At 67.5% G+C, this 7,322-nt stretch carries 5 protein-coding genes; 1 reads left to right on the top strand and 4 read right to left on the bottom strand.

Annotated elements, in window-relative coordinates; all coding sequences use genetic code 11:
- The 3 genes from AB7O82_RS18725 to AB7O82_RS18715 all read right to left on the bottom strand — a co-directional run.
- Positions 1 to 2,042 (bottom strand): molybdopterin cofactor-binding domain-containing protein (locus AB7O82_RS18725; protein WP_428619925.1); only part of this gene is annotated, 2,042 nt, incomplete at its 3' end.
- A complete protein-coding gene (locus AB7O82_RS18720) occupies positions 2,039 to 2,500 on the bottom strand; it encodes a (2Fe-2S)-binding protein (protein WP_428542673.1) in 462 nt (153 codons plus the stop codon). The genes AB7O82_RS18720 and AB7O82_RS18725, both read right to left, overlap by 4 nt.
- On the bottom strand, positions 2,497 to 4,251 hold the full coding sequence (locus AB7O82_RS18715) for a carbamoyltransferase family protein (protein WP_428542676.1): 1,755 nt from the start codon (positions 4,249 to 4,251) through the stop codon (positions 2,497 to 2,499). The genes AB7O82_RS18720 and AB7O82_RS18715 overlap by 4 nt, the downstream gene beginning before the upstream one ends.
- A gap of 676 nt (positions 4,252 to 4,927) precedes the next feature.
- Here AB7O82_RS18715 and AB7O82_RS18710 point away from each other — a divergent pair.
- Complete coding sequence (locus AB7O82_RS18710) at positions 4,928 to 5,950, top strand: NAD-dependent epimerase/dehydratase family protein (RefSeq protein ID WP_428542679.1); 1,023 nt, start codon at positions 4,928 to 4,930, stop codon at positions 5,948 to 5,950.
- A 238-nt stretch (positions 5,951 to 6,188) separates the two neighbouring features.
- Here the strand turns inward: AB7O82_RS18710 and AB7O82_RS18705 are convergent, their stop codons facing one another.
- Positions 6,189 to 7,163, bottom strand: a complete 975-nt coding sequence (locus AB7O82_RS18705; protein WP_428542682.1) for a UDP-glucuronic acid decarboxylase family protein — start codon at positions 7,161 to 7,163, stop codon at positions 6,189 to 6,191.
- Between the last annotated feature and the right edge of the window lie 159 nt (positions 7,164 to 7,322).

The following is a 7,322-nucleotide window of genomic DNA, read 5'->3' as shown; positions in this document are numbered from 1 at the left end:
GTGATCTCGCCATGGAGCGCGGCCGACAGGCCGTAGACGATGCCGCTTTCCATCTGCGCGCGCACGATCGCCGGATTGACCACCGGCCCGCAATCGATGGCGCAGGTCACGCGCCTGACCTGCACCGTCTGGCCGTCGGGCACGACAACCTCGGCGACCTGGGCGACGATCGATCCGAAGGAGGCGCGCAACGCCAGGCCGCGTCCCGATCCGGCCGGTAGCGGCTGGCCCCAGCCGGCCTCGCGCACGGCCGTCTCCAGCACGGCGAGGTGCCTGGGCTTGCCGGCGAGCAATTCGCGCCGGAATTCGTATGGGTCCTTCCTCAGGGCGGCGGCCACCTCGTCGAGGAAGCACTCGTCGAAGAAGGCAGTGTGTGAATGGCCGACCGAACGCCAGAAGCCGACCGGCACGACGCCTTCGGGGACGATCGCCTCCAGCCGGTAGTACGGGAAAGAATAGGGCGGGTTCTCGACGGCGTTGCCTTCGGGCTTGCCCTGGGCCGGCAGGCCGATGACGCGTGCGGCGAACTGGTCGATCGGCGATTGCGCCACCTGACGCTTGCTCACGCCGGCGAGCTTGGGTGTCTCGCCGGACAGATCGAGCTCGGCGCGCCAGCGCGCGAGCGCCATCGGCCGGTAGTAGTCGTGGCGGATGTCCTCCTCGCGCGACCACAGGACCTGGACCGGACGCCCGGGAACGGCGAGCGCGCAGGTGACCGCCTGGCGTACCAGGTCGACCTCCGCCCGGCGCCCGAACCCGCCACCCAGGAACGTCGTGTGCACCGTGACGTCGGCCTGATCGGCCTCGGCCGTCCTGGCGGCGATGTAGCGCATCAAGGTCGGCGACTGATTTGGCATCCAGATCTCGACGGCCGGCTTGCCGCCCTCGCGCCGGGCAACGCGGGCCGTGCAGTTCATCGGCTCCATCGGCGTGTGCGCGAGATAGGGTGCGCGATAGGTCGCTTCGAGTGTCTGTGATGCGGCCGGCCTGCTCTCCTTTCCGAGGATGCGCACCAGCCCCGGCTCTCCGGTGGCCAGCAGCTCGGCATAGCGCTGCCACAGGTGGCCGCTGTCGAGCTTGGGTTCCGGGCCGGTCGCCCAGTCGACATCCAGTCCTTCCTTCAGGAACTTGTCGGCCCGCCACCAGCTTGCCCCGAGCGCGGCAATGCCGCCCGGCAGGATCACGACCTTCTCGACGCCTTTGGGCAGACTGCCCTTGACCTTGAAGCCATAGGCGCTTCCGCCGAAGGTCGGCGCATTGCGGACCGCAGCGTAGATCAGCCCCGGCAGGCGCACATCGATGCCGAACACCGCATCGCCCATCACCTTGGCCGGGACGTCGAGTCGCGCGAGCGGCTTGCCGATCAGCTTGAACTCGGAAGGCGACTTCAGCGGCGGCGGTGGCCTCGACGACAGGTCGCCGATCTGGTCGACCAGCTCGCCGAAGCTCGCGACCAGGCTCCCGTCCTTCCTGAGCAGGACCTCGCCGTTTCGCACGTCCAGGCTGTCCACGGGAACGCCGGCCTTGCGGCTGGCGGCCCGCAGCAGCAGATCGCGCGCCACCGCGCCGGCGGTGCGCATTGGCAGCCAGGCATCGCGCACCGCCGTCGATCCGCCGGTCGCCACGGCACCCAGCACGCCGGCCGCCTTGGTGGCGAGCCAGTGCGCCACTTCGACGATGGTGCCGGTCGCCTCCGGCGAGAACGGCAGACCGTCGATCAGGATCTCGACATTGCGGTAGACGCCGTCCTCCGGCGGGTCTTCGACCGTGACCTGGTCCCAGCGCGCATCCATCTCCTCGGCAACCAGCATGGCCAGCGCCGTCTGGACGCCTTGCCCCATCTCGGCCCGCGGCACCGCCACGAAGACGCGGTTGTCCCGCGTGATCTTCACCCAGCCGCTCAGGCCCGCCTCGCCCGACCTGACGTTGAACAGGGTGCGACTTCCCAGGCGATCGCGCTCGTAGGCGAACCAGAATCCGACGCCAAGCAGGCCGCCACCGACGATGCCGCCGATGATCGCCTTGCGCCGGGTGAGCTTCATGACCCGTCGCCCAGCAGAGCCGCGGCGCGGTGCACCGCGCGGCGGATGGCGCTGTAGGTGCCGCAGCGGCAGATGTTGGAGAGCGCCTCGTCGATGTCGCTGTCGGTCGGCCTGGGCCTGGCCTTCAGGAGCGCCGCCGCGGCCATGATGAAGCCCGGCTGGCAGTAGCCGCATTGCGGGACCTGCTGCTCGATCCACGCCTTCTGCACGGCGTGCACCGCGCCCTGTCCCAGCCCCTCGATGGTGACCACGCTTCGGCCGGCGACTCTGGCTACCGGCATCGTGCACGAGCGCACCGGGGCGCCGTCGACATGCACCGTGCAGGCGCCACACGCCGCCACGCCGCAGCCGAACTTGGGCCCGACGATGTCGAGGTCCTCGCGCAGCACCCAGAGCAGCGGCTTGTCGGCCTCGGCGTCGATCTGGCGTACCGTGCCGTTGACGGTGAACGAGATCATCGTGCGATCAGCGTATCACCCAGCACGAGAACGTCCATCCTGGTGCGCAGGAAGCAGTCGATCGCCTCCTCCGGCCGGCACACCACGGGCTCGTTCTCGTTGAAGCTGGTATTGAGCACCATCGGCACGCCGGTGAGGGCGTGGAATGCCTCGATCAGCCGAGCGTAGCGCGGATTGCCGGCCCAGGTCACGGTCTGCAGCCGGCCGGTGCCGTCGACATGGGTGACGGCCGGAATCTCCTTGCGCTTCTCCGCGCGAATGCGGAAGACCTGCATCATGAAGGGCACGTCGTCGTCGGTCTCGAACCACGCCGGCACCGCCTCGCGCAGGATCGAGGGCGCGAACGGCCGGAACGATTCGCGCCGCTTGATCTTGAGGTTGAGGATGTCCTTCATGTCGGCGCGCCGCGGATCGCCCAGGATCGAGCGGTTGCCCAGCGCACGCGGTCCCCACTCCAGCCGGCCCTGGAACCAGCCGATCACCTTGCCCTCGGAAATGGCCTGGGCGGTGCGCCGGCACAACGTCGCCTCGTCGGCGATGCGCTCGATGGTGCAGCCGGCGGCATCGAAGTCGGCGCGGCGCTCGTCGATCGCCGAGGCGATCTGGTCCGGAGTCGCCGACGGGCCCCAGTAGGCGTGGTCCATGACGAAGCGCCTCTTGGCGCCGGTGCCGCCGAGCTTGTGCCAGATGGCGAAGGCCGCACCGATCGCGCCGCCGGCATCGCCGCCGGCCGACTGGACATAGAGCTTCCTGAACGGCGAACGCTCCAGCACCTTGCCGTTGGCCACCGAGTTGTAGGCGCAGCCGCCGGCCAGGACGAGCGCGTCGACGCCGTAGCGCCGATGCACCGCCTCCAGGAGATTGAAGAAGGCGTTCTCGTAGGTCACCTGAGCCGAGCGGGCGATGTCGCGATGGCGATCCTCGAGCGGCGCCGCCGGATCGCGCGCCGGCCCGAGCAGGTCGACCAGCCCGTCGCTCCACAGCTGGCCGCCCGACGGGATGCCGTCCTTCACCTGGTAGTTCGCCCCCTCGCCCGAGGCATGCCGGAAGTAGCGCAGATCGAGGGCGAAGGTGCCGTCGCGCTCGAGACGCACGATCCGCTTCATGGCGTCGACAAGGCGCGGCTCGCCATAGGGTGCGAGGCCCATCACCTTGTACTCGTCGCCATAGTGCGGGAAGCCGATGAACTGGGTCATGGCCTCGTAGAAGACGCCGAGCGAATGGGGGAAGTAGACTCGGCCGTCGACCGAGAGAGTGCCTCCCTCGCCCAGTCCCCAGGCGGCCGACGAGAAGTCGCCGAAGCCGTCGACGGACACCGCCACGGCCTTGTCGTGGGGCGACACCAGGAAGGCCGACGCAAGATGGCAAAGGTGATGCTCGACGGCATGGACGGTGCCGCGGAACGACTCGCCGGGCAGGCTGCGGGCGAGATTGCCGGCCACATCGGCACGCTCGCCGCGCTGGCGCAGGCGGCTCAGCACGTACGAGGGGCTGACGCCTGACGTCAGGACATAGGCGAGCTTGCGCCACCGGTTGGCGCGGTTGTCGCTGTTGACGGCGACATGCTCGATCTCGGCGAGGCCGATGCCGGCCTCGGCCAGGCAGTACTTGATCGCCTCGCTCGGGAAACCGCCCCAGTGCTTGATGCGCCGGAAGCGCTCCTCCTCGACAGCGGCGACCAGGTTGCCATCCTTGACCAGGCAGGCGGCAGCGTCGGCGTGAAAGGCATTGAGCCCGAGAACGTAGGTCATCCGCCCGATCCGGTCTGGATGACGAAAGCAGCAGCGGCCGGCACGACGCCTCGACAATGAACAGTCCCGCGAGTGCTATAGGAGATCGCTGGAAGCGGCCATCGGTTTCTCGCAAGGGGAAGGGTCATGACCAATGGCCGGGACCGCGCCACTGGCAAGAAACAAACCTTTCGCTGGGAGCGCGCCACTCCGATGGCGCTCATCGTGTGGATCACAGATCCCGTGAGCGCCATCTGGCGCGCTCATGGGCGCCAACTTTTGGTCTCCTCCCCAGCCTCGCTGGGGAGGTGTTCGCATCTTCGCGGACGGAGGGGTCACGAATCATGAGGGTCATGCCCCCTCCGTCGCCGTAAGACGGCGACACCTCCCCAGCGAAGCTGACAGCGAAGCTGGGGAGGAGAGGCGAAAGTTAGCGCCCATGAGTGGCGCGGTCCCGGCCACGAGCCCTCGTGCCGCCACATCATCGGCGGCCCGATCCAGCCGGGAATTGCCTTGGACCGCTTGCCCGCCGCGCCCATACGACGACTTGACGGCAAAGCCCGGGTCGCGCAAACGAGCAGCCCGGCGTGCCCGCCCCCCGGAGCGCTGCGACCGGCCTGCCGCGCCCACCGCGGCCAAGCTGGCAAGCCTTTGAAATATTTGATAAATGCCCTCTCCTCGCGTGAAAGGCCCATCCATGTCCAAGAATGATCTTGTGGTCGTCACCGGCGCCGGCGGCTTCATCGGCGGCCATCTGGTGCGTGTTCTGCAGCAGCGTGGCCACACGAAAATCCGCGCCGTCGACGTCAAGCCGCTCGACGAGTGGTACCAGAAGAGTCCCGGCGTCGAGAACCAGGTCGGTGATCTCGCCCTGCTCGAGCCGTGCCGCGCCGCCGCCAAGGGCGCCCGCATGATCTACAACCTCGCCGCCGACATGGGTGGCATGGGCTTCATCGAGACGCACAAAGCCGAGTGCATGCTGTCAGTGCTGATCAGCACCCACATGCTGGTGGCCGCCAAGGAGGCCGGCGCCGAGCGCTTCTTCTATTCGTCGTCGGCCTGCGTCTACAACGGCGACAAGCAGACCCGCACCGACGTCACGGCGCTCAAGGAGGAGGACGCCTATCCCGCCATGCCGGAGGACGGCTACGGCTGGGAGAAGCTGTTCAGCGAGCGCATGGCGCGCCACTACCGCGAAGATTACGGCATCGCCACCCGCGTCGCCCGCTATCACAACGTCTACGGGCCAGAGGGCACCTACGACGGCGGCCGCGAGAAGGCGCCGGCCGCCATCTGCCGCAAGGTCATCGCCGCCAAGCTCTCCGGCAAGCACGAGATCGAGATCTGGGGCGACGGCGAGCAGACCCGCTCCTTCATGTACATCGACGACTGCACCGACGGCACGATCCGCCTGGCCCAGAGCGACATCATCGAGCCGCTGAACATCGGCAGCGACGAGCTGGTGAGCATCAACCGCCTGGTCGACATCGTCGAGAAGATCGCCGGCGTGAAGCTGAAGCGCAGCTACAAGCTCGACGCGCCGAAGGGCGTGCGCGGCCGCAACAGCGACAACACCCTGATCAAGCAGCTGATGGGCTGGGCCCCTTCCATCCGTCTCGAGGACGGCATGGAGAAGACCTACAAGTGGATCCACGACGAGATGACCTCGGGCCGCGCCTCGGTCGTCAACGCCCTGCCGAAGGCGGTGGCGGCGCAGTAATCACTCTCTTCCCCGGCGCCTTCGCTGGGGAGGTGTCGCCGTCTTACGGCGACGGAGGGGTCAGGGCTCATTTGGACCGCGGGCGTCCCGCCCGCTCATGAATCATGAGGACCGCGGGCGTCCCGCCCGCTCATGAATCTTGAGCGGGCGAGACGCCCGCGGTCCAGAATGAAGATTCATGACCCCTCCGTCCGCGAAGACGCGGACACCCAGCGAAGACGCTGGGGAGGAAAAAGAACTACCGCCCGACCCGGCTGACCTGGCTGTTGCTGCGCAGCAGGCCATCGAAATACTCGATTGTCTTGGCAAGGCCCACGTCGAGCGGAACCTTGGGCTCCCACTTGAGTTTCTCGCGCGCCAACGAGATGTCGGGGCATCGCTGCAGCGGATCGTCGACCGGCAGCGGGCGCGCCTGGACGATCTTCGACCTGCCGCCGACGATCTGGATGACCTTCTCGGCCAGATGCCTGATCGGCATCTCGACCGGATTGCCGAGATTGACCGGGCCGGTGAAATCGTCCGGCGTGTGGTCCATCAGGCGCAGCCAGCCCGCGATCAGGTCGTCGACATAGCAGAAGGCGCGGGTCTGCATGCCGTCGCCGTAGATCGTGATGTCCTCGCCCTTCAGCGCCTGGACGATGAAGTTCGACACCACCCGGCCGTCGTTGGGATGCATGCGGGGGCCGTAGGTGTTGAAGATGCGCGCCACCTTGATGCGCAGCTTGTGTTGGCGCCAATAGTCGAAAAACAGCGTCTCGGCGCAGCGCTTGCCCTCGTCGTAGCAGGCGCGCGGCCCCAGCGGATTGACGTTGCCGCGATAGGACTCGACCTGCGGGTGCACGGTGGGGTCGCCGTAGACCTCGCTGGTCGAGGCCTGGAAGATCTTGGCGCGCGTGCGCTTGGCCAATCCCAGCATGTTGATCGCGCCGTGCACGCTGGTCTTGGTCGTCTGCACCGGATCGTGCTGGTAGTGGATCGGCGACGCCGGGCAGGCGAGGTTGTAGATCTCGTCGACCTCGACGTAGAGCGGGAAGGTGACGTCGTGGCGCATCAGCTCGAAGCGCGGATTACCCAGGCACGCCGTGATGTTCTGCTTGCTGCCCGTGAAATAGTTGTCGACGCACAGCACGTCGTTGCCGTCCGCCAGCAGCCGTTCGCACAGGTGAGATCCCAGGAAGCCCGCGCCGCCGGTGACCAGAATTCTCTTGCTCATGTCCTCGTTGAATCCCCGTCGATGCCTCGATTCACCCTAGAGCACATTCCGTTCGGCTGGAACAGCCGAACGGAATGTGCCCGATGCGCCACCGAACGCCCAAGCGCGCATTCTCGATCCGATGGCAGGCGCGATCGGGTCCATGCTCCGGACCGGTTT

The sequence above is a fragment of the Reyranella sp. genome (assembly GCF_050185545.1).
Classification (GTDB): Bacteria; Pseudomonadota; Alphaproteobacteria; order Reyranellales; family Reyranellaceae; genus Reyranella.
Note: the sequence above shows the minus strand (reverse complement) of the source record. Positions and strands in the feature narration are given on the sequence as shown.